The sequence below is a fragment of the Streptomyces sp. NPDC101219 genome, assembly GCF_044767675.1.
In the GTDB taxonomy this organism is placed as follows: Bacteria; Actinomycetota; Actinomycetes; order Streptomycetales; family Streptomycetaceae; genus Streptomyces.
Genome location: NZ_JBIWOK010000002.1, coordinates 198177 through 220989 on the forward strand (window position 1 = coordinate 198177; position 22813 = coordinate 220989).

Genomic DNA, 22813 nt, shown 5'->3' on the forward strand with positions numbered 1-22813 from the left:
CGGGGGACGGTGGGCGGTTGCGGTGGGACGAGGGGGGCCTCGCGTGCGGAGCACGACGGACAGGGCGGTACGGAAACATGCCGGCGGGCCCGGCGCCGGGCGGGCGGTCGCCGTCGTGGCCGCGCTGACCGCGCTGGCCGCGCTGGCCGGGGCGGTGGCGGGCTGCACGGTGCGTCCCGTGGAGGGGGACGGCAAGGGCGGGCCACCGGTGCGCGTCGAACTGCCCGACGGCACCCCGTCCGCGTCCCGCCCGTCCGGCGGCGGGGACGGCGGAGGCGACGGGGGCGAAGGCGGGGGCACGGCGCCGGGCGGCTCCCGTGACGCCACCGTTCCGGCGCGGGTGCTGTGGTCGCGCGGCGACACCGGCCGCGACGTGCGGGAGCTCCAGGCGCGGCTGCGCCAGATCGCCTGGCTGTTCGACGGGCCGACGGGCACCTACGACGGGCCCACGGAGAAGGCGGTGCGGGGCTTCCAGGGCAAGCGCGGGCTGCCGCGCACGGGGCGGACCGACACCGTGACCTGGCAGCGGCTGAAGCGGATGACGCGTGAGCCGGGCCGGTGGGACCTCTACCAGATGGGCGGCCAGCCGGCGGACGCGCCGGACCCGCGCTGCCGGACCGGGCGGGTGCTGTGCATCAGCGAGGAGAGCCGCACCCTGCGCTGGATGGCCGACGGCCGGACTCTCGAAACCCTGCCGGTCCGCTTCGGCTCGCAGTACACACCCACCCGTGAGGGCGTCTTCAGCGTCTACTGGAAGTCCCGGGACCACTGGTCCACGCTCTACGAGTCGCCCATGCCGTACGCGATGTTCTTCAGCGGCGGCCAGGCCGTGCACTTCTCCGCCGACTTCGCGGCCCGGGGCTACGCGGGCGCCTCGCACGGCTGCGTCAACGTACGGGACGAGGCGGCCATCGCCCGGATCTTCGCGCAGGTCCGCAACGGCGACAAGGTCGTCATCCACTGGTGAGGAACCGCCGGCGGGCGGAGAGGAAGGATTCGGGGCGCGGGCGGGACCGGGGGAACGTGTCCCGCCCGCGCCGAGGTGCACGAGCCGCGGGTACGGGGGGAACCCCGGCTCAGTGCGACGGCCGATGACCAGTCGGCTCACTCATTACTGCGTCGCGGCCCCCGAAAACGTCACACCCCGGCGCGAGAAAACCCGAACGGAGGAAAAACCGCAGGTCAGCGCGTTGCGACGGCGGCGGCCACGAGCAGCGCGCCGCGGGCGTGCTTCCGGTCGGCGCGGCCGGGACGGTCGTCGCCGCCCTCTCCCTCGCCGCTCTTGCCGCCGTTGCCGCTGTTCTTGCCCTTGCCGTTGCCGTTGCCCTGCTGGGCGCCCTTGCCCCGGTCGCCGGAACCCCGGTCCCCGGTGCCGCCCTCGCCCGGGTGGCCGCCCGGCCGGTCGTCGCCGTGCCCATGGCCGCCGCGGCCCGCTCCCTTGCGCGCGGCCCCGCCGTCGGCGGCCGCGAGGACGCCCTTGCAGAAGGCGCCCACCCGGGCGGAGCCGCCCGCCATCGAGTCCAGGCGGCGCCGGTGCGGTCCGCCCTCCTTGCCGTCGCGCAGGGCGCGGCAGGCGGCGGTCACGTGCTTCCAGCCGGGGCCGCGTCCGCCGCCTGGCTGCGTGGAGTCCGGTCCGGGGGAGGCGGAGCGGCCGTCCTTGCCGGCCCGGGACCCGTCCGGTGCGCTCCCGGCGCCGTCAGGCCGCTGCCCGTCCGGGGCGCCGCCGGGTGTGGCCGCGCCCTCGGCGCCCTGCGGCGACGGGGTGACCACCAGCGGACCGGGCGGGGGGACGCTCGCGCTGACGGAGGCGCCCGGGTCGTTCACCGGGTCGCCGGACGGCCCGGTCTGCGTCCCGGTCCCGGCGAGATAGGCGGCGCCCCCGACCATGCCCGCGGTCAGCGCGGCGGCGAGCCCGAAGCGCAGGTACCGCGCCCGGCGGGGTCCGCGTGCGGTTCCGGAAGGGTGTTCCTCCGGGGCGCCGAGGCGGACCAGCCCGGCGTCGGCGACGGCCGTCACGGCGGCACCCTCGTCCTCCGCGGTGGCGCCGGCCCGCTCCGGGCGCTCCGCGCGGGCGGTGCGGAAGGCGGCCAGCGCGGCGGCCTCACCGGGGAGTTCACGGCCGGGCGGAGGGGGCGGGGCGGCGAGCGCGCCGAGCGCCGCGGCGAGCCGTTCCGCCTGTTCGCGGACGACGGGGTCGGCCGCCGCGGAGGGCTCTCCGTTCAGCAGACGCTCCGCCGTCTCACGGTCCAGCCACCCGTTCTGCTCATCGGCCATCACATGTCCTTCTGCGTCCGCGTGCGCATATGCGTCACACTCGCGGACGTCACCGCACGCCGGTGCGGTTCTCTTTGCGGCGGAAGCGCGTCGAGCACTCCGGCGGATTCCGGATGGGCCTCCGGATCGTCGCCGAGCATCTCGGCCAGCCGTTTCAGGCCACGGTGCGCCGCCGTGCGCACGGCGCCCGGGCGTTTGCCCAGGGTCTCCGCGGCGCTCTTGGCGTCGAGGCCCACCACCACCCGCAGGACGACGGCCTCGGCCTGGTCCTGCGGCAGCCGGGCGATGAGCGAGAGCGTGCCGTCGGTGGCCAGCGCCTCCATGGCCTCGCCCGCGGTGTCGGACGGCGCGGGCCGGCCGGTCAGCTCCGTCTCGTCGCCGCCGATGGCGGGACGCCGGCCCCGCATCCGGATGTGGTCCAGCGCGCGGTTGCGGGCGATCCGGGCGGCCCAGCCGCGGAACCGGTCCGCGTCGCCGCTGAACCGCTCCAGGTCGCGGGCGATCTGCAGCCACGCCTCGGACGCCACGTCCTCGGCGTCGGCGTCCCCGACGAGTGTCCGTATGTAGCCCAGCAGGCGCGGGTGCACGGTGCGGTACACAGTCCGGAACGCGGTCTCGTCCCCGTCCTGTGCCGCACGCACCGCGGCCGTCAGCTCCGCGTCGTCCCCCAGCACCGCGCGCGCCCTTCTGCGCCTGAACCGGCCCCGCCTGCGCGGACCGGATTGCTCGCTGTCGTGGTCTGCCCCATTGCCTTTGCGGTCTCCGGCCGTGGATCGGTCGTGGTCGTGCGACCGGTCACGGCCTGGCGCGAATGGAACGTTACGGCCTGAAACCACGCGCCGTCCATGTTCGTACAGGATGCAACTAACCCGTGACACAGCGGGTGTGACACAAAACGCACGCCGGGCGCTGTAGGAGGTACGGGCCGCCGCGCGGCCCGTGCCGCGCGACGGCCGGGGCCTCTCCTGTGGGGGGTGGCGGCCCCGGCCGTTGCCTTGGCCCCTCCCCTGACGCCTCCGCACCCCTGCGCGCCCGCACCGGACTACGGCCGTCCGCCGTCCCGCCGCGCGGCACCGCTCCGGCCGGGGGCGTCGTCGCCCGGGGTGCCCCAGCCCCGGGCTGCCTCCTCGCCGGGAGCGCCCGGCCTCCCGGTGGCGGTCCCTCTCCCGTTCGCGCCGTCGGCGGCTTCCGGCGGGCCGCCGCCCTGCCGTCCGGGGGGCGTGGCCGACGCCGGAGGGCCGCCCAGGAGTCCGGCACAGTACGCGGCCACCTCCGCCACACTGCCCGCCGCCTCGGCGAGGTGGCGCCGGGCCGGGGCGTCCGGCGCGTGCCCGCGCGCCCGGAGCCGTTCGTACGTCCGGCAGTGGGCCTCGGTGACCGGAGAGGTGCTGCCGGGCTTGTGGGTCTCCTGGCCGCTGCTCTCCGACGGCCGGTCCGCGGCGCCCTGGCGCAGCGCCGGGGCCGGATCCGCCGACGGGGCGGTGTCGGGGGCGGACGCGGCCGGGGCGTGCTCCGGGGCGCGCCCGGGTGAGGGCGGCGCGGTGCCGATGCCTGCCCAGGCGACGCCGCCCAGGGTGAGACCGGCGACCAGGACGGAGAGTGTGGCCTTGAGTGCCGGTCCGCCCGTGCGGGACTCGCGGGGCCGCCAGTCGTCGCGGCGGCGGGTGCGGGCGCGGTGGGCTCCCGTGTCCCGGGCGGTCCGGAAGGCGGCCACGGCCCGCTGCTGGGCCCCGGTGTCCGTGGCGTCCCCGGTCAGCGCCGCCGCGAGCAGGGCCTCGACGCGCGGCGGTTCCGGCCGGGGCCCGGCGGTGACGGGCGCGTCGGGGTGGGGTGCGTCCGGTTGCGGCGGCGTGCCCGCGGGGCGCACACGCCGGCGGCCGGCCGGCCCGCCGTCGCTCTGCCGTTCACCCATGTCCGTTCCCGTCCCTGCTCGTTCCGCCCCGCCCGCGGGTCGGGGTGCTCCCGGCCGTCGTTCATGTCGACTCACCCAGCGTCCGGGGTGCCTCATCCGTCACACCGTCGGCGCCCACCTGTTCGGCCAGCCGTTTCAGTCCCCGGTACGCGGCCGTCCGTACCGCCCCCGGCCGCTTGCCGAGCACACGCGCGGCGGCAGGCCCGTCGAGGCCGACGACCACGCGCAGCAGCACGGCCTCCGCCTGGTCCCGCGGCAGTCCGCCGACCAGGGCCAGCGCCTGCTCCGTGGAGAGCGCCTCCATGGCCTGGTCGTAGGTGCTCTGCGGGCCGGGCAGGTCCAGCAGATCCTGCTCCAGCGCCGACGCGCGGGGCCGCACCCGCATCCGCCGCAGGTGGTCCAGGGCCCGGTGCCGGGCGATCGTCGCCGTCCAGCCGCGGAAACCCGCTCCGTCGCCCTTGAACCGGCCGAGGTCGCGGGCGATCTCCAGCCAGGCGTCCGAGGTCACGTCCTCGGCGTCGTCCCCGACCAGTCCGCGGACGTAGCCGAGCAGTCCGGGCTGCACGAGCCGGTAGGCCACCGCGAACGCGGCCTCGTCCCCGTCCTGGGCGCGCGCGACCGCGGCGCCCAGTTCCCCGTCGTACGCCTGCACGGGGTGGGATTCCCCTCCGTGGCCCAAGAACCGTCCTTGTCCGTACCGAGTCGTCCGTACCGCGTGCGCAGCGCAACCGCCCAGGGCGGCGCACGTGCCCGCGCACGCCCTACGGTCCTCAGCGTCACTCGCCGCGAAAGTGTCACAGCTCGTGACGGGTCCGGCGGCGGTCTCCACGGCCCCGGCCGGAGGCCGGCGGGACCCGCGGGCCGGCGGTCAGGGGCGCCCGGTGCCGCGCACGGCGTCCCGGCACAGCAGCCGCAACGAGCCGTCCGCCGTGTAGCAGCGCCGGGCCTCCTCGAAGGGGTCCCAGAGGCGGCCGTCGGGCGTGCGGACCCAGTGGTCACCGCCGGTGGCCCACCACTCGCCGCCCGTCTGACGCACGATCACCTCGCCCGCGTAGGCGCCGAATCCGCGCAGTACGGCCTCCAGGGCGGCGATCGGTGCGCCCTCCCGGCGGATCGCGCCGATCATCCGGTCGACGCTCCACAGGCTGTGCGCGGAGTAGTCCAGCCGCAGTCGCGCCCCTTCACGCATCGCCGCCACGGTGTCCGCGGCCCACCGGACCGGCTTCGCCGCGGCCGCGGGCCGGCCACCGTGCTGAGTCGTCACAGTCGTCACACCTGGTAGAGCGCTCGGAGGCGGCCCCGTGTCACAGGGTTCCGGGCGTCTCCCGCGAGCCGGTGCACGATCGCCCCAACGCCCCGCACGACCGTCACACAACCCTCTCCGCCCGGCCGTTGACGGGCCGGCCCGGTCATGGTGGGCCGGTCACCGGACCCCCGGCCCCTGACGTCAGCCGTCCCGGCGACTGCGGCGCGACACGGCGGCGCGCAGCACCCGCCGCCCCTCCGTGGCGATCTCCAGGGCGCCGCGCAGCCCGGCCGGGCCGTGGGCGTCCAGCACCTCCAGGACGGCGATCTGCCGGCGCAGTTCGGCGGCGAGCAACGGCGACAGGCCCTCCGCGCCGCCCTGCCGGCACGTCTCGACCGGGTCGGTGGCGCCGTCCGGGCCCGCCCCGTCCAGCAGCCGGTGGATCCGCAGGGCGGCGACGGAGCAGGCGTCGGCCCACTGGCGCAATGCGCCGGTGTCCCGCCGGAGCGGGGCGGCGGCGAGCATGCCGTGGGCGAGCCGCGCGGCCTCGTCCTCGCCCGGGAGGGCGGCCAGCTTGCCGCGCACCTGCTCCAGCTGCCCGGCCCAGTCGCCGTCCGCGGCGCCCTCGGCAAGGCTCGCCCACAGGGGCCGCAGCGCCTCGTCGTCGCCGCCCAGCAACGGCACGCACCGATCCAAACAAGCCACCCCGGCCGCCGCCGCGCCGCGCTCGTCGGCCCGAGCGATCAGTTCCACCAGGCTCATCCACGCCTCCCTCAACGGGTTCCCACCGGCCCCGGACGAGGCCCTCACGGACCTCGACCTTCACGGAGCCCGCACTTCCCCTTACTGCGTGCGACGGCCCGGGATTGTCACGCAGGCACCACGCCTAGCCGGTCCAGGAGACGGAAGAGCAGGTTTTCGGCCACCTCGTCGGGCGCGGCGGGCTCGGCGGTGAGCACCTCCATCAGCTCCTCGGCGGAGGCGGTACGGCCCGCCTCGGCGGCCCAGTCGGCGGCCCGGTCGGCGGCGTCGCGCGGTTCGAGGAAGTAGTCCTCCAGCGTGAGCCCGTCCGTGCCGCCGTCCCCGGCCCCGTCCGCGCCGCCTCCGGCGCCGAGGTGGCCGGCCATCGCGGTGCGCCCCAGGCAGGTCGTCCACGCGCCGTGCTCCGGGGAGGCCGCCTCCACCACCACGCAGTCGCTGTCCATCACGTACCCGAACAGGGCGGGCGCGCCGGTCTCCCGGGCGAGGTCGTTCATGCTCCCGATGTCGCCGGAGGCGCCCGGGTACTCCCAGACCTGCCATCCGTCCGGCGCGGAGGTGCGCAGGGTCAGGCCCTGGGCGGCGCCGGCCAGCGCCTCGAGTGCGGCGAGCGGCCGCTCCCCGCGGCCCACGACGAAGTACCCCCAATAACCCATGTGCTGCGCTTCCCCCCGGTGTAGCGGTTTCGGCTCGTCAGAACACCACCACAGTCGTACGGGAGTTCGCAGGCGTATGCCGCAATCCGTCCGGTCCGGGATCAGTCCGCTCCGGGGATCCGTCCGGTCCGGGATCAGTCCAGCTCGTCGGCCAGCGCACGGAACTGCGCCCAGGTGAGGTCCGGCCGGTCCGGGTCCCACAGCTTCTGCACCAGCGCGCGCAGCGGCATACGGATGCCCGCGGCGACCTGGTCCTGGGTCTGCGAGCGGGGCAGGTCGCCCCAGATCGCGAAGGAGCCGCCGGGGATCTGGTCGTCGTACTCGGCCGGCACGGCGGTGGTGCCGCGCAGCACGCGCGGGGTCCACTGCTCGTAGATCCGCTCGCCGGTCGGGTAGACGAAGGTCAGCGGTTCGCCGAGCACGTAGTAGAGGAACTCGTCGTTGTAGTTGAGGACCGTGCGGCCCTCGCGCAGGTACTCCAGCGGCTGCCGGGCGCCGATCTCCTTGCCCGTCCAGTAGGCGACCTGGATGTCCTTGTCGGCGCTCACCGAACCGCCCCGGAAGAAGCCGTCGTTCCAGGCGCGCGGGACGCGGTCGTGGGCGCGGACGGTGGCCGCCCGGTCGTTGAGCCAGCCGGTGGTGAGGTCCTCGACGGTGGCACCGGCGCCGTACTTCTCGCGCGCCGCGGCGGCCAGGCCCGGGAACGACGCCTGCGGGTCGGACACCACCAGCGCCTGGTACTCGTCACCGCCGAGGTGCCACTCGCGGCCGGGGAACAGGCCGGCGTACTCGTCCAGCAGGTCGTCGACGATGTCCGCGGACTTCTGCTTCGAGATGTCGATCGCGCCCCGCACGGCGGCGCCGTTGACGTTGCGCAGCTGCAGGTCGGGGTGGGCGGCGATGACCGCGCCGAGGTGTCCGGGCGAGTCGATCTCGGGGACGACGGTGATGTGCCGGCTCGCCGCGAGGTCGACGATCCGCTTGACCTGCGCCTTGGTGAGGTGTTCCCGCGAGACCACCTCGGGGTGCGAGTCGGACTCGATGCGGAAGCCCTGGTCGTCGGAGAAGTGCAGGCCGATCTCGTTGAACTTCAGGTCGCCGAGCTCGCGGATCCGGTCCTCGATCCAGTCGGCGGTGTAGTGCTTGCGCGCGATGTCCAGCATCATCCCGCGCCGCTCCTTGGCGGGCTCGTCGCGCACCACGCCCTCGGGGGCGCTGCCCGCGCCGCGTATCTCCTGCTTGAGGGTGCGGGTGCCGTAGAAGACACCCGCCTCGGCGGGCGCGCTGACGGTGACCCGCCCGCCCCGCACGGTCATCGTGTACGACTCCGGGTTCGCGCCCTTGTCCTGGTTGAGCTCCAGGCGCACGTCGCCGGCCCGCTCGTCGTCCTTCTCCCCCGCGTAGGCGAGCCCGAGCTCGCCCGCGATCAGGCGCCCCTCGTCGGCGAGCGCCGGATCGTCCACCACGACCCGGTGGCCGCGCGCGGGACGCCAGCCGGGGCCGCGCTCGGCGGTGTGCTGCCGGACCGCGGGGATGGTGCGCGGCGCCTTCGACAGGGGGTAGGTGCGGGTGGGGCTCGGTTCCGGCGAGGTGCCGCGGGGCGAGGACCCGGCCCGGCTCTCCCCGGCCGCCGTGGCCGACGAACCGGCCGGTGCGCCGTCGTCACCGGAGGAGGCCCAGAGCCCGAGGCCGACCCCGGACGCCGCCACCAGCGCGCCCGCGGCGACCGCCGCCACCAGGACCGGGCGTCGCGTCACGCCGTCGATGGTGGTGCGCCGCCGGTGCTGCCTGTGCCTGTGCTGACTCACCCTGCCAACCTACGGCCCATCCGGGTGAAGGGCGTCCGCGAGCCGTTTCCAAACCGCCCCGTCCGAGTGAATTTCGAAAATCGATCGGACACGACATGGACCCAGTCGATACCGTGAGGGCACAACTCTCACACCATCCCCCACCGACACACACGCGACGCCCACGAGGACCCACGCTGCCCGCGCACCGTCTCCCAGAGCTCCCCGGGCGGGTCGCCGTCCCCGGACAGTCCCGCGGCACGCCCGGCGCCCCCAGCACGCTGGGGCACTTCAACACCGCGCCCGACGCGGACGCCGAGGCCACCCTGCTGACCTGCCTGCACAGCCTCCGGTGGGCCGTGCGCGTGGCCCGCCACCGCCCGTACCCGGACCTGCCGTCCCTGCTGGCCGCGTGCGACGAGGCGACGTACGACCTCACCCCGGCGGAGCTGTCCGCGGCCCTGGCCGCCGAGACGCTCCCTCCCCTGCCGGCGGACGCCTACTCGGCCGCCCACACCGCCCTGGACGCGGCGCACGCCGCCTACGAGGCGAAGTTCGGCCACGCGTTCGTGATCTGCCTCGACGGGGTGCCCCCAGCGGAGGGCCTGGACCGGGTCCTGGAGGGGATCCGGTCACGATTGGCGAACGATCCGGAGGAGGAGCGCGTGGTGGCGGCCGAAGAACTCCGCCGCCTGGCCGGGGAGCGCCTGACGAAGGCCCTGACGGGCGCGGCGGACCCGGCGGACCTCGCGATCGGCCACAACACCGCAGGACACGGCTGGTAGCGGGGCAAACACCCCGGATGACGCGTCGCCACGGGAGGCTCTAGCCCGTAAGCGTGCCAGTTCGATCACATCGGCAGACCCCGTCGAGGCCGCACGCCGGGGCATGGCTACGATGCTGGGGGCCGGTGGACCGTACCCGGCCGGGCCCGACCGACAAGGAAAGCCGGCGCGGCCCCGAACCCCGCTCCCGGAGGAAATTTCCGTGCCGGCTGGAACGCTGTACCGCGGCCGGGAAGGAATGTGGTCCTGGGTGGCTCACCGAGTCACCGGCGTCCTCATTTTCTTCTTCCTGTTCGTTCACGTGCTGGACACCGCCCTCGTGCGGGTGTCCCCGGAGGCCTACGACACCGTCGTGGCCACGTACAAGACGCCGATCGTCGCGCTGCTGGAGTACGGCCTCGTCGCCGCCATCCTGTTCCACGCGCTCAACGGCCTGCGTGTCATCGCCGTCGACTTCTGGATCAAGGGCGCCCGGTACCAGAAGCAGATGCTCTGGACCGTCGTCGCCGTGTGGGTCGTGCTGATGCTCGGGGCGATCTACCCCGTCCTCGGCCACGCCGCTCGTGAACTGTTCGGGAGCTGACGCGCATGTCCACCACTGAAACCTCCGCCTCGGGCACCGGCCCCGTCGAGGGCGTGTCCCTCTACTCCGCCGACAACCCGGCACCCGTCATCGAGCCGCCACGCAAGCGCACCAAGAAGACCCCGAAGACCACCCGGGGCAACTTCGAGCTGGCCGCCTGGCTGTTCATGCGGCTGTCCGGCGTCGTCCTGGTCGTCCTGGTCATCGGCCACCTGCTGATCCAGCTCGTGCTGGACGGCGGCGTGTCCAAGATCGGCTTCGCCTTCGTGGCGGGCCGCTGGGCCTCGCCGTTCTGGCAGGTCTGGGACCTGCTGATGCTGTGGCTGGCCATGCTGCACGGCGCCAACGGCCTGCGCACGGTCATCAACGACTACGCGGAGCGGCCGAACACCCGCCTGTGGCTCAAGGGCCTGCTCTACACCGCCACGGTGTTCACCATCCTGCTGGGCACGCTGGTGATCTTCACCTTCGACCCGAACATCCGCTAGGCACGGGGCTGCGAGAATCATGAAGATCCACAAGTACGACACCGTCATCGTCGGCGCCGGTGGCGCCGGTATGCGGGCCGCCATCGAGGCGACCAAGCGCAGCCGCACGGCCGTCCTGACGAAGCTCTACCCCACCCGCTCCCACACGGGCGCCGCGCAGGGCGGCATGGCCGCCGCGCTGGCCAACGTGGAGGAGGACAACTGGGAGTGGCACACCTTCGACACGGTCAAGGGCGGTGACTACCTGGTCGACCAGGACGCCGCGGAAATCCTGGCGAAGGAGGCCATCGACTCGGTCCTGGACCTGGAGAAGATGGGCCTGCCGTTCAACCGGACGCCCGACGGGACCATCGACCAGCGCCGGTTCGGCGGTCACTCCCGCAACCACGGCGAGGCCCCGGTCCGCCGCTCCTGCTACGCGGCCGACCGCACCGGCCACATGATCCTTCAGACGCTGTACCAGAACTGCGTGAAGGAGGGCGTGGAGTTCTACAACGAGTTCTACGTCCTGGACCAGCTGATCACCGAGGTCGACGGCGTCAAGAAGTCGGCCGGTGTGGTGGCGTACGAGCTGGCCACCGGGGAGATCCACATCTTCCGGGCCAAGTCCGTGATCTACGCCTCCGGCGGCAACGGCAAGTTCTTCAAGGTGACGTCCAACGCGCACACCCTCACCGGCGACGGCCAGGCGGCCGTGTTCCGGCGCGGGCTGCCGCTGGAGGACATGGAGTTCTTCCAGTTCCACCCGACCGGCATCTGGCGCATGGGCATCCTGCTGACGGAGGGCGCCCGCGGTGAGGGCGGCATCCTCCGCAACAAGGACGGCGAGCGCTTCATGGAGAAGTACGCGCCGGTCATGAAGGACCTCGCCTCGCGCGACGTCGTCTCCCGCTCCATCTACACGGAGATCCGCGAGGGCCGCGGCTGCGGTCCCGAGGGCGACCACGTCTACCTCGACCTCACCCACCTCCCGCCGGAGCAGCTGGACGCCAAGCTGCCCGACATCACCGAGTTCGCGCGGACCTACCTGGGCATCGAGCCGTACACGGACCCGATCCCGATCCAGCCGACCGCGCACTACGCCATGGGCGGCATCCCCACCAACGTCCGCGGCGAGGTGCTGGCCGACAACACCACCGTCGTCCCCGGTCTGTACGCGGCCGGCGAGGTCGCGTGCGTGTCGGTGCACGGCGCCAACCGCCTGGGCACCAACTCCCTGCTGGACATCAACGTGTTCGGCAAGCGGGCCGGCATCGCCGCCGCGGAGTACGCCCACGAGGCCGACTTCGTGGAGATGCCGGAGAACCCGGAGTCCTTCGTCCTCGGGCAGATCGAGCGGCTGCGGTCCTCCACCGGCACCGAGCGGGTGGCCACGCTGCGCCGCGAGCTGCAGGAGACCATGGACGCCAACGTCATGGTGTTCCGCACCGAGCAGACGATCAAGACGGCGGTCGAGAAGATCGCCGAGCTGCGCGAGCGCTACAAGAACGTCGCCATCCAGGACAAGGGCAAGCGGTTCAACACCGACCTGCTGGAGGCCGTCGAGCTGGGCAACCTGCTCGACCTCGCCGAGGTCATGGCCGTCTCCGCGCTGGCCCGCAAGGAGTCCCGCGGCGGTCACTACCGCGAGGACTTCCCGAACCGTGACGACGTCAACTTCATGCGCCACACCATGGCGTACCGCGAAGTCGGCGCCGACGGCTCCGAGACCGTCCGTCTGGACTACAAGCCGGTCGTCCAGACCCGCTACCAGCCGATGGAGCGTAAGTACTGATGGCTACCCCTGTTCTGGACAAGGCGGGTTCGGCCGGACAGCCCGAGCCGGGCTTCGGCGACTCCCCCTACATCACCGCCACCTTCCGGATCCGCCGGTTCAACCCGGAGGTCTCGGCGGAGGCGACCTGGGAAGACTTCCAGATCGAGATCGATCCCAAGGAGCGCGTCCTGGACGCGCTGCACAAGATCAAGTGGGATCTGGACGGCACGCTGACCTTCCGGCGTTCCTGCGCCCACGGCATCTGCGGCTCCGACGCGATGCGGATCAACGGCAAGAACCGCCTGGCGTGCAAGACGCTGATCAAGGACATCAACCCCGAGAAGCCGATCACGGTCGAGGCCATCAAGGGCCTGACGGTCCTCAAGGACCTGATCGTGGACATGGAGCCGTTCTTCCAGGCGTACCGGGACGTGATGCCCTTCCTGATCACGAAGGACACCAACGAGCCGACGCGCGAGCGGCTGCAGTCCGCCGAGGACCGCGAGCGCTTCGACGACACGACGAAGTGCATCCTGTGCGCCGCCTGCACCACGTCGTGCCCGGTGTTCTGGAACGACGGGCAGTACTTCGGCCCGGCGGCCATCGTCAACGCGCACCGGTTCATCTTCGACTCGCGTGACGAGGCCGGCGAGCAGCGCCTGGAGATCCTCAACGACCGGGACGGCGTGTGGCGCTGCCGCACCACGTTCAACTGCACGGACGCCTGCCCGCGCGGCATCGAGGTCACCAAGGCGATCGCCGAGGTGAAGCGGGCGCTGATCACGCGCCGCTACTGATCCCTTCGCGGACGACCGAGAGAGGGCCCCGATCCTGGATCGGGGCCCTCTCTCGTGTACCGGGTCCGGCCGCCGGGGCGGCCGGGACGGCGTCAGCCGCGCAGCGGGCGGCCTTCCTTGTCCGTGCGGTCGTTGCTGACCAGGAACATGATGCCGTCGATCAGGGCCCAGATGCCGAGGCCACCGCAGGTGAGCAGCTGGGCGACGCCGACGCCGACGGAACCGACGTAGAAACGGCCGATGCCCAGGGTCCCCAGGAAGAGCTGGAGGATGCCGGCGACGATCTTCGACTTGTCCGAGTAGGGACGGCCCTGCGGGTCGAGGCCGTACGGCGCCTGGGGGTTCGGGGGGACGGTCATGGTGGTGCTCCTGGAAAAAGTAAGGACAAACCTGGGCGGATTGCCCGGGTGGCCAGGAGGGACCACCGGCGGACCCCGTGACGGATCCCGCGCGACGGACCACATGCGAAAACGGGTCGTCCCCCCTGCGCGAGAGGAGCGTAGAAGGATCATGCGGACAAGCGGGAGAGGTTTCGGCCAAACGTTCCCGTTCCGTGATCAATCCGGGACGGGTTTAACGCGTCCTCAGAAGATGTTGCGCAGCACGGTCCAGGCCACGGCCGACAGCAGGATCAGGGCCTGCACGCGGGGAGAGAGCCGCGGCGCCCAGGACCGCCCGCGCAGACCCTCCAGGGTCCAGCGGCCCCACAGCGCCAGCGCGAACGGCGCGGCCAGCAACAGCGCCCGGTTGTCCAGCCAGGCAGCGGCGAACTGACCGTGCATGAGGTCGTAGACCATGCGGGTGCCGCCGCAGGCCGGGCAGAGCAGTCCGGTGACGAGCCGGAAGGGGCACTGCGGCAGGACGTGTCCGGGCTCGTGCGGATCGGTGAACCACAGGTAGCCCGCGCCCGCGGTGCCGGCCACCAGTACCGCCAGGGGGGCCGCCGCGGGATGCCACCGCGGACGCCCCCCACGGGGCACGGGACCGGCGGCGTCAGCCACGCAGGATCCGCCCCTGGGCGTCCGTGCGGTCGTTGCTGACCAGGTACATGATGCCGTCGATCAGCGCCCAGAAGCCCAGCCCGCCACAGGTGAGGAGCTGCGCGATGCCGACGCCCACGGAGCCGACGTAGAAACGGCCGATGCCGAAGCTGCCGAGGAACAGCTGCAGGACACCCGCGACGATCTTCGACTTGTCGGACAGCGGACGGCCGTACGGGTCGTACCCGTAGGGCGCGTTGGGGTCGGCGGCGTACCCGGCGTATCCGGCGGCCTGCTGGTAGCCGGGCGGCGGGTACGCGCCGGGCTGCTGGTAGCCGGCCTGCTGACCGCCCTGCGGGTAGCCGTAGGGGCCGGACTGGCCGGACGCGCCGGGGTTCGGGTAGCCGTAACCGGGCGGCTGGGACGGCTGCTGCGGCTGCTCGCTCACGGGTTTCACTCCTGAAGTACGGGATGCTGGGGGTCATATTGTCAGCACCCGGCCGGTCAGGAGAAGCCGGGCGGGGGTCGCAGGCCCCTCCCATAGGGTGACCCCCCGGTCCGCCGGGCCGCCGGATCTGCCCGGCTCGGTGCATGAGCGCCTAATGTGACGGTATGTCAGCCAATGAGTCCTACGAACTGCTCGGGTTCGACAATGTGCTGCTGCCCGTCGGGGACCTCGGGGAGGCCGTCGCCTTCTACGGGCGGGCCGGGTTCCCGGTCGGATTCCGGCTGGACGAGGCCGGGATCGCGCTGCTGACGGTCGGCGGCGAGACCCCCGGCCTGCTGCTCCGGCACGAGGACGGGCTGGGGCACCGGCCGCCGCCCTGGCCGGGCGGCAGGGTGTGGCTGGAGGTCCGGGACGCCCGAGCGGCCGCCGGGTCGCTGCGCGACGCCGGCATCGGGCTGCTCGACGAGCCCTTCCCCGTCGCCACCGGCTGGACCGTCGAGTTCGCCGACCCGTGGGGCAACGTCGTCGGCCTGACCGACTACTCCCGGCGCCCCGCGCTCGCCCGGCGGCCGTGACGGCCCTCGCGGGCACCGCCTGGGGTTCGTCGTCCGGACCGGGCCCGCTCCCCGATCCGGCCCGGTCCGGACGGGAGGCTTAGGCTCTCCTCCCGTGCCCGCGACGAACGGCGGCCCCACCGGCGGAGCCGCACCCAGCAAGTCCGAACAGACCCGTGCCCTGATCCTGGAGACGGCCATGTGGCTGTTCCGGGAACGCGGCTTCGACCGGACCACCATGCGGGCGATCGCCGCCGAGGCCGGGGTCTCCGTCGGCAACGCCTACTACTACTTCGAGGGCAAGGAACACCTGATCCAGGGCTTCTACGACCGGATCGCCGCCGAGCACCGGGTGGCCGTCCGCGAGATCCTGGCCCGGGAGAGCGGCCTGGAGGCCCGGCTGGCCGGGGTACTCACGTCCTGGCTGGACATCGCCGCGCCGTACCACGAGTTCGCGGTGCAGTTCTTCAAGAACGCCGCCGACCCGGACAGCCCGCTCAGCCCCTTCTCCCCCGAGTCGCGGTCCGCGCGGGAGGAGGCGATCGGGGTCCACCGGGCGGTGCTGGCCGGTACCCGGACCAAGGTGCCGGGAGAACTGCGGGACGCGCTGCCCGAGTTGATGTGGCTCGCCCAGATGGGCCTGTGCCTGTACTGGATCTTCGACCGCACCGAGGGCCGCGAACGCAGCTACCGCCTCGCCGAGCGCGGCGCCCGGCTCGCCGCCCGAGGGGTGACACTGGCCCGCCTGAGGGTGCTGCGCCCGGTGGTGCGCGACGCGCACACGCTGTTCACGGACTTCCTGCCCGGCCTGACCCGGGCGCTGCCGGACCCGGCGCGGAGGCGGGCGCCCGCACGGGACGGGCGCCCGGAACCGCTCAGTTGACGGCATCCACCTCCCCCGCCGCCAGCTCCACGTCGTGCACGACCGGCCCGTCACCGGACACCGTCACGTGCGCCGCCCCGGAGGAGTACGGCGTGGCGGTGGCCGCCAGCAGGTAGGTGCCCGGGCCGGGGACGGCGAGGATGTAGGAGCCGTCCGCCAGGGCCACCACCCGGTCCAGCTGCCGTCCGCCCTCGGTGAGCAGGGTGAGGACCGCGCCCTCCACGGGCTCCCCGTCGGCCGTGCGGACGAAGCCGTGGACCACGGCGGGGGAGCCGCCCGGCGTCGATCCCCCCGGCCCGGCGGTCTCCTCGGGCGCGCTCTGCGCCGGTTCGACCGCCAGGTGGGGCAGGCGCTTGTCCAGTGCGGCCGGCAGCCACCAGTTGGCGCGGCCCAGCAGGTGCATCGCCGCCGGCACCAGAGCGGTCCGCAGGATGAACGCGTCCAGCGCCACCGCCGCGGCCAGCCCCACGCCCGCCATGGCCGCCCCGTAGTCGCCGCTGAGCACGAAGGCGAGGAAGACGCACATCATGATGAGCGCGGCGGAGTTGATGACCCGGCTGGTCTCCGCGAGGCCGACGCGCACGGCGCGGGCGTTGTCGCGGGTGTGCACCCACTCCTCGTGCATGCGGCTCACCAGGAACACCTGGTAGTCCATGGAGAGGCCGAACAGCAGGGACAGCATGATGATCGGCAGGAAGGCCGGGATCGGGCTCTCGGTGCCGAGGGCGAGGAGGTCCAGGCCCCAGCCCCACTGGAAGACCGCGACCAGCACACCGAAGGAGGCCGCCGCCGCGAGCAGGTTCATCAGGGCGGCCGTCAGCGGCACCACCACGGACCGGAAGGCGAGCATCAGGAGCAGGAAGCCGAGCGCGATGATCGTGAAGACGAACAGCGGCAGCCGGTCGGCGGTGACGGACGCGAAGTCCTTGGACACCGCGGTGACGCCGCCGACGTGCGCCTCGACATCGCTCTGCGGCAGGACGTCCTCGCGCAGCCGGTCGATGAGGCGGTCCGTGGCCGCCTCCTGCGGCGAGGTGGTGGGCACGACCTGGACGACCGTGACGCCGTTCGCCGGCGGCAGGGCGGCGACCTGGGCGACCCCCTCGGTCCGCTCGACGGCCGTCACCAGGGAGGCGGGGGCCTCCCCCGCCACGACCACCTGGAGCGGACCGTTGAAGCCCGGGCCGAAGCCCTCGGCCAGCAGGTCGTAGGCCTTGCGGGTCGTGGTGGTCACGTCGTCGTTGCCCTGGTCCACGGTGCCCAGGCGCAGCGACATCAGCGGCACGGCGAGCACCGCCATCGTGACGAGGGCCAGCGCGCCGACCGCGCGGGGGCGGCGCTGCACGAACGCGGACCAGCGGGCGGCGAGCCCGTGGGACCGGTCCGGTTCCGGGCCGCGGGCGACGAGCACGCGCCGCTGACGGCGGCTGAGCACCCGGTGCCCGAGCAGGCCCAGCAGGGCCGGCAGCAGGGTGATGGCCGCCAGCACGCTCAGCACCACGGTGAGCGAGGTGCCGATGACCACCCCGTCCAGGAAGCGCAGGTTGGTCACCAGCATCCCGGCGAGCGCGATGCACACCGTGCCGCCCGCGAACAGCACCGCCCGGCCGGAGGTGTTGAGCGCCGTCACCGCGGCGTCCTCCGGATCGGCGCCGGCGAGGATGCCGCGCCGGTGCCGGGTGACGATGAACAGGGCGTAGTCGATGCCGACGCCGAGACCGATCAGGGTGGCCAGCAGCGAGGCGATGTCGGGCACGTCGGTGACGTGGCTGATCAGCTGGGTGCCGAACATGCCGGTGCCGACCCCGAAGACGGCGACCACGATCGGGAGCAGCGCCGCCAGGACCGACCCGAACGCCACGAACAGCACCACGGCGGCAGCCGCGATGCCGACGAGTTCGGCGGTGCCCGTCGGCGGCTCCTGGACCCGGGCGACGGCCTGGCCGCCGACCTCCACCTGGAGCCCGTCACCGGCCGCGCCCCGGGCGGTGTCCACGACGTCCTGCACCAGGTCCTTCGGCAGGGCGTCCGCCTGCTCGGTGAACGTGACCTGCGCGTAGGCGATCCGCCCGTCCCGCGCGATCTGCGTCCGGCCCTGCTCCTCGTACGGGCCGGTCACGTCACCGACCCCTTCCATCCCGCTGATCTCCCGCAGCGCGGGTTCGATCCGGGACCGGACCGCGTCGTCCCGCACCGAGCCCTCTTCGACCTTCCACACCACGGTGTCGGTGTCCCCGGCCCGCTCCGGGAACGCCTTCTCCAGCAGGTCGTACGCCCGCTTGGAGTCGGTGTCCGGCAGCGAGAAGACGTTCGCGTAGTTCGTCCCCGCGCTGCTCGCCGACACCGCCAGTCCGCACAGCGCCCCCACCCACAGCAGGAGGACCACCAGCCGGTGCCGATAGCACCAGCGTGCCAATGCCGCCACGTTTGAAACTCCTTCGTCGCTCGACGGGTCCCCCAGGTCCTGGCAAGCAGCATCGGCGGACGCGGCCCCGCGGGCACACGACTGGCCCGCGACTCTCAAGGAACTCCAAAGCGCCGCCCGGCCCGTGGACGGCCGGGCGCGCCGATACTGGAGGCATGACGACGGCCGAGGGAACGGTGCTGGTGGTCGAGGACGAGGAGAGCATCACGGACGTGCTCGCCATCGCCCTGCGCTACCACCGCTTCGACGTGATGACGGCGGGCACCGTCCGCGAGGCGCTCGCCCTGACCGAGCACACCCGGCCCGACGCCGCCCTCCTGGACGTCATGCTGCCGGACGGGGACGGGCGCGCGCTGGGCCGTGAACTGCGCACCCGCAGACCGGAACTGGCGCTGGTGTTCCTCACCGCGCGGGACGCGCCCGCCGAGATCGTCGGCGCGCTCGCCTTCGGCGACGACTACATCACCAAGCCGTTCAACATCGACGAGGTCGTCGCGCGCGTGACGGCGGTGCTGCGCCGCACCCGGCCCGCCGACGTGCTCCCGCAGCGGGCCCCGCTGCGCCACGGCGACCTGGAGCTGGACGAGACGACGTACTCGGTGCGCCGTGCGGGCCGCTCGGTCGAGCTGACCCCCACCGAGTACGCGCTGCTGCGCTTCCTGGTGCGCAACAGCGGCCGGATCGTGCCCAAGGAGCAACTGCTGCGGCACGTCTGGCAGTACGAGCACGCGCCCGCCGAGTCGACCGTGGTCGAGACCTACATCAGCTATCTGCGGCGCAAGCTGGACGTGCTGGGCCCGCCGGTCATCACCACCCGGCGCGGGGTCGGGTACGGCCTGACATGAGGCTGCGGATCCCACGGCCGCGCTGCGCGCGGGGCATCCACTCGCTGCGGGGCCGGCTGACGCTGGCCAACGTGGCGCTGCTGGCCGTCGGGGTCGTCGCGGCCACCGTGGTCAGCGTGATGGGCATGCGGTACTACCTGCTCGACCAGATCGACGCGGAGCTGACCGCGAACCGGGACCGGCTGGGCGGCTCCCGGCTGACGCTGCGGGAGATCGACTCGCTGAGCGTGCTGAGCTTCCTCGCCGGCCGTGTGGAGCCGGACCAGGACACGCAGGACCCCTCGAAGTCGCTGTTCGCAGCCGTGGACGCCCGGGGCACGAACGTGGGCGTCCTCGGCTTCGAACCGACCCCGGCGCAGCGGGCCCTGACCGACGCGGTGGGTGACCCGCGGCGCCTGGTCCGGGACCCGGACCCGCACGACGTCACGGTGCGCGGGGACGCCTACCGGGTCACCGCGACCCGGCTCGCGGACGGCACGTACATCCTGCTCGGCTCCTCCACGGAGGCCCTGCACGAGGGCGTCGCCAAGGCGGTGCGGCTGAACCTGGCGATCGGCTCCCTGCTGCTGGTGGGGCTCGGCTGCCTGACGATGGTCAGCGTGCGCCGGCGGATGCGGCCGCTGGAGGACATGGTCGAGACGTCGTCGGCGATCGCCGAAGGGGACCTGGCCCGGCGCGTGCCCTCCAGCCGGGACCCCATCCTGGAGGTCGAACAGCTGCGGCTGGCCCTGAACTCCATGCTCCAGCAGGTCGAGTCCGCGTACCGCACCCGGGAGCGCAGCGCGGCCCAGCTGCGCCGGTTCGTCGCCGACGCCTCCCACGAACTGCGCACCCCGCTGGCCGCGATCCGCGGCTATCTCCAGCTGTATGACCGGGGCATGCTGCGCGACCCGGCGGAGCGGCAGCGGGCCCGGGAGCGGATGCTGGCGGAGTCCGACCGCATGGCCCGGCTGGTCGACGAGCTGCTGGTGCTGGCCCGGCTGGACCAGCGGCCCGAACTGCGGCTGCGGGACGTCGACCTGTGCCGCCTGGTGCGGGACGCTGCGCAGGACCTGCGGGTGCAGCAGCCGGAGCGGCCGGTGACCGTGGACGCCGACGGCGCGGTGACGGTGCGCGCCGACGAGTCGGGGCTGCGGCAGGTGCTGGGCAACCTGCTGGGCAACGTCCGTGTCCACACGCCCGCGGACACCCCGGTGCGGCTGGCGGTGACCCGGGCGGACGGTGCGGTGCGGGTGTGCGTGGAGGACGGCGGGCCGGGGCTCGGCGCGGAGGACGCGGCCCGTGTCTTCGACCGCTTCTTCCGGGCGGGCGGCGGCGCGGGCAGCGGGCTGGGGATGGCGATCGTGCAGGGCGTGGTGCAGGCGCACGGTGGCGAGGTCGCGGTGCGGACGGCCCCGGGTGAGGGGCTGGCCGTCACGGTGACCCTGCCCGCCCGGCCGGTGCCGTCCCCGTCCCCGTCCTCCGGGGAGCGGGCCGTTCCGGCGGCCGGGCTCCCGGTGGCAGGGCTCCGCATGGCTCCCGCGGACGCCTCCGGACCGGCCGGTGAGGGTGCCGAGCGGCGCGGGGCGCCGACGGGCTGACGGGCGTCGGCCGACGGGCGGGGCCGGTCCCCCGGATGACTCCCGGGCGACCCCCGGGCGACTCCCGGCCGACCCCCGGGCGACCCCCGGCCGACTCCCGGGCGACCCCGTGGGACACCCGCCGGACCGGCCCGTCAGGCCGTGGGGCCCGTCAGGCCGCCAGACTCGTCAGGCCGCCAGACCTGTCTGGTTATCAGGCCCGTCAGACCTCGGTCCGGCGCCGGTCCGGCCCGCTCGATGACGGGCCGGACCGGGGGTCTTCGGGTGTCAGAGCCGGGTGAGGCGCCACAGGCGGAAGACGCCCGTGCCGTCCGACAGGTACTGGCCGCCGCCGATGTCCTCGCTGGTGACGACGTACTCCTTCGCCTGCCACAGCGGCAGCACCGGCACGTCCTCGGCCACGGCCGCCTGGAGGTCCCGGAAGTCGCCCCCGGCGTCGGCCCGGTTCTGGTGCTGCTGGCTGGCCTTGATCATCCGGTCCACGGCCTTGCTGCTGTAACCGGTGTTCATGGTGCCCCCGGTGCCGACCAGCGGGCCGCCGAAGGTGTCCGGGTCGGGGTAGTCCGCGACCCAGCCGACGGCGTAGGCGTCCAGCTTGCCGCCCGCCCACTGCTTCTGGAAGTCGGTCCACTCGTAGCCCTTGAGGGTCACCTCGAACAGGCCGCCGTCCTCCAGTTGCCGCTTGAGCTCCTTGGCCTCCTCGGCGGCTGCACCGCGCCCCTCGGCGTACCCGTAGGTGAAGCGGACCGGGGCCGACAGCCCGGCCTCGGTGAGCAGCCGGCGCGCCCGGTCGTCGTCCCGCTTCGGGTAGGTGTCGAAGAACGACGTGGTGTGGCCGGTGATTCCGGTCGGGATCAGGGAGTACAGCGGGTCGACGGTGCCCTGGTACACGGTGGCGGCGAGCCGCTCGCGGTCGATCAGCCACGCCAGGGCCTGCCGGACCCGGGTGTCCTCCAGCGGCTTGCCCTCACGGGTGTTGAAGTACAGGTTGCGGATCTCGGAGCTGTCCGCCTCCGACACGCGCAGGCCGGGATCGCTCGGGTTGAGGTCGGCGAGGACGTCCGGCGGCAGCTGGCGGGTGGCGACGTCGATGCTCCGGGTGCGCCAGGCGTTGTCGAGGGCACCGGGATCGCCGAAGTAGTGCAGCTCGACCGGGCGGCCGGTCTCCTTGACGGCGCCCTTGTAACGGGCGTTGGGCTTCAGGACCGCCAGCTTGTCCTTCTCGTAGGAGGCCAGCGTGTACGGGCCGGTGCCGTCGGCGCCGCCGGTGCGCAGTTCGTCGGCCGGGTAGGTACGGGAGTCGACGATGGACCCCGCCCCGGTGGCCACCTTGAACGGGAACGTCGCGTCGGGCGACGTCAGTTCGAAGGTGACGACCCGTCCCTTGGCCCGCACCGAGCCGAGGGTGTCCAGCAGCGTTCCCGGACCCACGTCGGACTTGATCTTCTTGACGCGGTCGAAGGAGAACTTCACGTCCTCGGCCGTCATCTCCCGCCCGCTCGGGAAGACCAGGCCGTCCCGCAGTTCGCACCGGTAGGTCCGCAGGTCCGTGCCGACGAACGCGCAGTGCTCCGCCGCGTCCGGCACGGGCTGTGCCCCGCCGGGCTCCACGGTCAGCAGCGACTGGTAGACGTTGCTGAACAGCGCCCAGGAACCGGCGTCGTAGGCGCCGGCCGGGTCGAGTGACGTAATGGAATCCGTCGTGCCGACCTTGATGGCCTCGCCCGACTCCTCGTTCGATGGCAGCAGTTGCCATCCGACCACTCCCACGACGGCGATTGCCAGCAACGTCGCGAGAATGCGCATACGAACCGATCGCATCGGTCCTGTCCTCCCCTGGCCCACTACGGGCCGGTTAAATATGCCACTCCCCTTAGTGGCCGGTTCACCTAATCACAGGGGTTTCGCGGGGCGGAAGGGGGGTTTGGTTCAGTGAGGAACAGCTCACGCGCCACGCGCAGGGAGCGAGAAACCGCCACGTTGCGCGCCGCCCCTCGCCGTGCCGGTGAGGGGCGGTTCGGTGTCCGGCCGCGGGTGCCCGGACGCGCCGGTGCC

General features: G+C 73.4%; 23 protein-coding genes. 10 read left to right on the forward strand and 13 right to left on the reverse strand.

Annotated features, from left to right (window positions below; translation table 11 throughout):
* The first annotated feature begins 124 nt into the window (after positions 1 to 124).
* A complete protein-coding gene (locus ACIRPP_RS04160) occupies positions 125 to 967 on the forward strand; it encodes a L,D-transpeptidase family protein (protein WP_403638326.1) in 843 nt (280 codons plus the stop codon).
* Positions 968 to 1182: 215 nt separating this feature from the next.
* On the opposite strand, the gene ACIRPP_RS04165 is transcribed toward ACIRPP_RS04160, so the two are convergent.
* The 8 genes from ACIRPP_RS04165 to ACIRPP_RS04200 form a co-directional block, all read right to left on the reverse strand.
* The gene (locus ACIRPP_RS04165; protein WP_403637863.1) at positions 1183 to 2274 is read right to left on the reverse strand and encodes a hypothetical protein; all 1092 of its coding nucleotides are present in this window, start codon (positions 2272 to 2274) and stop codon (positions 1183 to 1185) included.
* Positions 2274 to 2948, reverse strand: coding sequence for an RNA polymerase sigma factor (locus ACIRPP_RS04170; RefSeq protein WP_164335047.1), 675 nt, complete (start codon positions 2946 to 2948; stop codon positions 2274 to 2276). Before ACIRPP_RS04170 ends, ACIRPP_RS04165 begins: the two co-directional genes overlap by 1 nt.
* A 368-nt stretch (positions 2949 to 3316) precedes the next feature.
* Complete coding sequence (locus ACIRPP_RS04175; RefSeq protein ID WP_403637866.1) at positions 3317 to 4186, reverse strand: hypothetical protein; 870 nt, start codon at positions 4184 to 4186, stop codon at positions 3317 to 3319.
* A 61-nt stretch (positions 4187 to 4247) separates the two neighbouring features.
* Positions 4248 to 4865 (reverse strand): RNA polymerase sigma factor, encoded by a 618-nt coding sequence (locus tag ACIRPP_RS04180; RefSeq protein ID WP_403637868.1) that lies wholly within the window; start codon positions 4863 to 4865, stop codon positions 4248 to 4250.
* A gap of 189 nt (positions 4866 to 5054) precedes the next feature.
* A complete protein-coding gene (locus ACIRPP_RS04185) occupies positions 5055 to 5450 on the reverse strand; it encodes a hypothetical protein (protein WP_403637870.1) in 396 nt (131 codons plus the stop codon).
* A 183-nt stretch (positions 5451 to 5633) separates the two neighbouring features.
* Positions 5634 to 6194 carry a hypothetical protein gene (locus tag ACIRPP_RS04190; protein WP_403637872.1) on the reverse strand — a complete coding sequence of 187 codons (561 nt, stop codon included), beginning with the start codon at positions 6192 to 6194 and terminating at the stop codon, positions 5634 to 5636.
* A gap of 107 nt (positions 6195 to 6301) precedes the next feature.
* The gene (locus tag ACIRPP_RS04195) at positions 6302 to 6847 is read right to left on the reverse strand and encodes a hypothetical protein (RefSeq protein WP_403637873.1); all 546 of its coding nucleotides are present in this window, start codon (positions 6845 to 6847) and stop codon (positions 6302 to 6304) included.
* 134 nt (positions 6848 to 6981) lie between these two features.
* Positions 6982 to 8586, reverse strand: coding sequence for a glycoside hydrolase family 20 protein (locus ACIRPP_RS04200; RefSeq protein WP_403638328.1), 1605 nt, complete (start codon positions 8584 to 8586; stop codon positions 6982 to 6984).
* A gap of 182 nt (positions 8587 to 8768) precedes the next feature.
* On the opposite strand from ACIRPP_RS04200, the gene ACIRPP_RS04205 reads away from it, so the two are divergent.
* The 5 genes from ACIRPP_RS04205 to ACIRPP_RS04225 all read left to right on the forward strand — a co-directional run bounded on the left by ACIRPP_RS04205 (position 8769) and on the right by ACIRPP_RS04225 (position 13043).
* Positions 8769 to 9419, forward strand: coding sequence for a 2-oxo-4-hydroxy-4-carboxy-5-ureidoimidazoline decarboxylase (locus tag ACIRPP_RS04205; RefSeq protein WP_403637875.1), 651 nt, complete (start codon positions 8769 to 8771; stop codon positions 9417 to 9419).
* Between the two features lie 202 nt (positions 9420 to 9621).
* Entirely contained in the window at positions 9622 to 10002 is a 381-nt protein-coding gene (gene sdhC / locus ACIRPP_RS04210) for a succinate dehydrogenase, cytochrome b556 subunit (protein WP_164332902.1), read from the forward strand.
* A 5-nt stretch (positions 10003 to 10007) separates the two neighbouring features.
* Positions 10008 to 10490, forward strand: a complete 483-nt coding sequence (locus ACIRPP_RS04215) for a succinate dehydrogenase hydrophobic membrane anchor subunit (RefSeq protein ID WP_164332901.1) — start codon at positions 10008 to 10010, stop codon at positions 10488 to 10490.
* Positions 10491 to 10509: 19 nt separating this feature from the next.
* Complete coding sequence (gene sdhA, locus ACIRPP_RS04220; RefSeq protein ID WP_403637877.1) at positions 10510 to 12264, forward strand: succinate dehydrogenase flavoprotein subunit; 1755 nt, start codon at positions 10510 to 10512, stop codon at positions 12262 to 12264.
* Positions 12264 to 13043, forward strand: coding sequence for a succinate dehydrogenase iron-sulfur subunit (locus ACIRPP_RS04225; protein WP_403637879.1), 780 nt, complete (start codon positions 12264 to 12266; stop codon positions 13041 to 13043). Before sdhA ends, ACIRPP_RS04225 begins: the two co-directional genes overlap by 1 nt.
* A 92-nt stretch (positions 13044 to 13135) precedes the next feature.
* Here the strand turns inward: ACIRPP_RS04225 and ACIRPP_RS04230 are convergent, their stop codons facing one another.
* The 3 genes from ACIRPP_RS04230 to ACIRPP_RS04240 form a co-directional block, all read right to left on the reverse strand.
* A complete protein-coding gene (locus tag ACIRPP_RS04230) occupies positions 13136 to 13402 on the reverse strand; it encodes a TM2 domain-containing protein (RefSeq protein WP_403637880.1) in 267 nt (88 codons plus the stop codon).
* 225 nt (positions 13403 to 13627) lie between these two features.
* Positions 13628 to 14044 carry a DUF2752 domain-containing protein gene (locus ACIRPP_RS04235; RefSeq protein WP_403637881.1) on the reverse strand — a complete coding sequence of 139 codons (417 nt, stop codon included), beginning with the start codon at positions 14042 to 14044 and terminating at the stop codon, positions 13628 to 13630.
* Positions 14037 to 14471, reverse strand: coding sequence for a TM2 domain-containing protein (locus ACIRPP_RS04240; protein WP_403637883.1), 435 nt, complete (start codon positions 14469 to 14471; stop codon positions 14037 to 14039). The genes ACIRPP_RS04235 and ACIRPP_RS04240 overlap by 8 nt, the downstream gene beginning before the upstream one ends.
* A gap of 164 nt (positions 14472 to 14635) precedes the next feature.
* Between ACIRPP_RS04240 and ACIRPP_RS04245 the strand changes: the two genes are divergently transcribed.
* On the forward strand, positions 14636 to 15046 hold the full coding sequence (locus ACIRPP_RS04245) for a VOC family protein (RefSeq protein WP_403637885.1): 411 nt from the start codon (positions 14636 to 14638) through the stop codon (positions 15044 to 15046).
* A gap of 94 nt (positions 15047 to 15140) precedes the next feature.
* The gene (locus tag ACIRPP_RS04250) at positions 15141 to 15908 is read left to right on the forward strand and encodes a TetR family transcriptional regulator (protein ID WP_403637887.1); all 768 of its coding nucleotides are present in this window, start codon (positions 15141 to 15143) and stop codon (positions 15906 to 15908) included.
* Here the strand turns inward: ACIRPP_RS04250 and ACIRPP_RS04255 are convergent.
* Entirely contained in the window at positions 15901 to 18324 is a 2424-nt protein-coding gene (locus ACIRPP_RS04255) for an MMPL family transporter (protein ID WP_403638330.1), read from the reverse strand. The two genes, ACIRPP_RS04250 and ACIRPP_RS04255, sit on opposite strands and share 8 nt — an antisense overlap.
* Before the next feature lie 164 nt (positions 18325 to 18488).
* On the opposite strand from ACIRPP_RS04255, the gene ACIRPP_RS04260 reads away from it, so the two are divergent.
* Positions 18489 to 19178 carry a response regulator transcription factor gene (locus ACIRPP_RS04260; RefSeq protein WP_164332894.1) on the forward strand — a complete coding sequence of 230 codons (690 nt, stop codon included), beginning with the start codon at positions 18489 to 18491 and terminating at the stop codon, positions 19176 to 19178.
* Positions 19175 to 20758: a sensor histidine kinase gene (locus ACIRPP_RS04265; protein ID WP_403637889.1), complete on the forward strand. Its 1584-nt coding sequence runs from the start codon at positions 19175 to 19177 to the stop codon at positions 20756 to 20758. The genes ACIRPP_RS04260 and ACIRPP_RS04265 overlap by 4 nt, the downstream gene beginning before the upstream one ends.
* 267 nt (positions 20759 to 21025) lie before the next feature.
* Here ACIRPP_RS04265 and ACIRPP_RS04270 read toward each other — a convergent pair whose 3' ends face one another.
* Positions 21026 to 22579, reverse strand: coding sequence for an ABC transporter substrate-binding protein (locus ACIRPP_RS04270; protein WP_403637891.1), 1554 nt, complete (start codon positions 22577 to 22579; stop codon positions 21026 to 21028).
* Positions 22580 to 22813: the final 234 nt, after the last annotated feature.